General features: G+C 70.1%; 1 protein-coding gene and 2 pseudogenes. 1 reads left to right on the forward strand and 2 read right to left on the reverse strand.

Features of this window, described 5'->3' with window-relative positions; translation table 11 throughout:
- Together ACXJKG_RS20905 and glgC are read right to left on the reverse strand one after the other, a co-directional pair.
- Positions 1-136 (reverse strand): annotated as a pseudogene (locus tag ACXJKG_RS20905) (phosphoserine phosphatase SerB); the annotation flags it as partial.
- 75 nt (positions 137-211) lie between these two features.
- The gene (gene glgC / locus ACXJKG_RS20910; RefSeq protein ID WP_456847639.1) at positions 212-1453 is read right to left on the reverse strand and encodes a glucose-1-phosphate adenylyltransferase; all 1242 of its coding nucleotides are present in this window, start codon (positions 1451-1453) and stop codon (positions 212-214) included.
- Positions 1454-1565: 112 nt separating this feature from the next.
- Here glgC and ACXJKG_RS20915 point away from each other — a divergent pair.
- A pseudogene (locus ACXJKG_RS20915) lies at positions 1566-1851 on the forward strand (glycogen synthase); the annotation flags it as partial.

Below are 1851 nucleotides of genomic sequence, written 5' to 3' on the forward strand. Positions count from 1 at the left end.
CGTGCAGCGACGCGGCGAAGTCGATCTCGCCCCGCATGGCGCGCTCGGTGATCTCGGTGACGAGCACCTCGGAGCCCGCGCGCGCCGCGAGCATCTCCACGACCTCACCCGTGATGAAGGTCGAGTCGACGTCCATGACGACGAGGCGGGGCTGGGGGACGCTCACGGAACCGCAGGGTAGTGCCGGGCACGGGGTGGCCGTGCCGACGGCTCACTCCTCGATGATCGTGCCCTTCGGGACGACGGTGATGCCCGACTCCGTGACGGTGAAGCCACGCGCCCGGTCGTGGTCGTGGTCGAGCCCGATGCGGACGCGCTCGGGGACGACGACGTTCTTGTCGATGATCGCCCGGTGGACCTGGGCGTACCGGCCGATGTGGACGTCGTCGAAGAGCACCGAGTCCGTGACCTGCGCCCACGAGTGCAGGCGGACGCCGGGCGACAGCACCGACCCCGACACGGTCGCGCCGGAGACCAGCACGCCTGGCGAGACGACCGAGTCCACCGCGTGGCCGAGCCTGCCCGCTCCGGCGTGGATGAACTTGGCGGGCGCCAGGCTGGTGTAGCCGCTGTAGAGCGGCCACTCGTCGTTGTAGAGGTTGAACACCGGCTCGATCGAGATGAGGTCGATGTTCGCCTCGTAGAACGCGTCGATCGTCCCGACGTCGCGCCAGTAGTCGCGGTCGCGCGGGGTGGAGCCGGGGACGTCGTTGCGCAGGAAGTCGTAGACGCCGGCGGTGCCGCGCTCGACGAAGTACGGGGCGATGTCGCCGCCCATGTCGTGCCGCGAGCTCACGTTCTCGGCGTCGGCGGTGACCGCGGCGACGAGGGCGTTCGCGTTGGCCACGTAGTTGCCCATCGACGCGAGGATCTCGCCGGGGGAGTCGGCCAGGCCGACCGGGTCCGTCGGCTTCTCCCGGAACGCGGCGATGCGCGTGGGGTCCGCCGGGTCGACCTCGATGACGCCGAACTGGTCGGCCTCCTCGATGGGCTGGCGGATGGCGGCGACKGTGAACTCGGCGCCCGAGGCGATGTGGGCGTCGACCATCTGGGAGAAGTCCATGCGGTAGACGTGGTCCGCGCCGACCACGACGACGATGTCGGGGCGCTCGTCCTCGATGATGTTGAGGCACTGGTAGATCGCGTCCGCGCTGCCCAGGTACCAGTGCTTGCCGACGCGCTGCTGCGCCGGGACGGCCGCGACGTAGTTGCCGAGCAGCGGCGACATGCGCCACGTCTTGGACACGTGCCGGTCGAGGCTGTGCGACTTGTACTGCGTCAGCACGATGACGTGCAGGTACCGCGAGTTGATGACGTTCGACAGGGCGAAGTCGACGAGCCGGTACAGCCCCCCGAAGGGCACCGCCGGCTTGGCACGGTCGGCGGTGAGGGGCATCAGTCGTTTGCCCTCCCCACCTGCGAGGACGATAGCGAGGACGCGCGGCGCTGCCATGGCTACGACCCTAGGCCCCCGACGCGGTCCCAGCGAGGCGTGTTCCGCCCGGCGCGCTAGCGTGTCGGCGGGAGAACCGGTCGTCGGTGCCGGTGACGAGGGGATGGTTGAAGTGCGTGTCGACCTGCTGACCCGGGAGTACCCGCCGTTCATCTACGGCGGCGCAGGCGTCCACGTCGCGGGGCTCTCCCGCGTCCTCGAACGGACGATCGACGTGCGCGTCCACTGCTTCGACGGTCCGCGCGACGCCCCGGGTGTCACCGGGTACTCGGTGCCCACCGAGCTCGCTTCGGCCAACGCGGCGCTGCAGACGTTCGGCATCGACCTCGAGATGGCCGACGCGGTCGGCAAGGTCGGCGCCGACGGCATCGCGTCCGACCTGGTGCACTCCCACACCT

The organism is Cellulomonas sp. P5_C6, assembly GCF_054049635.1.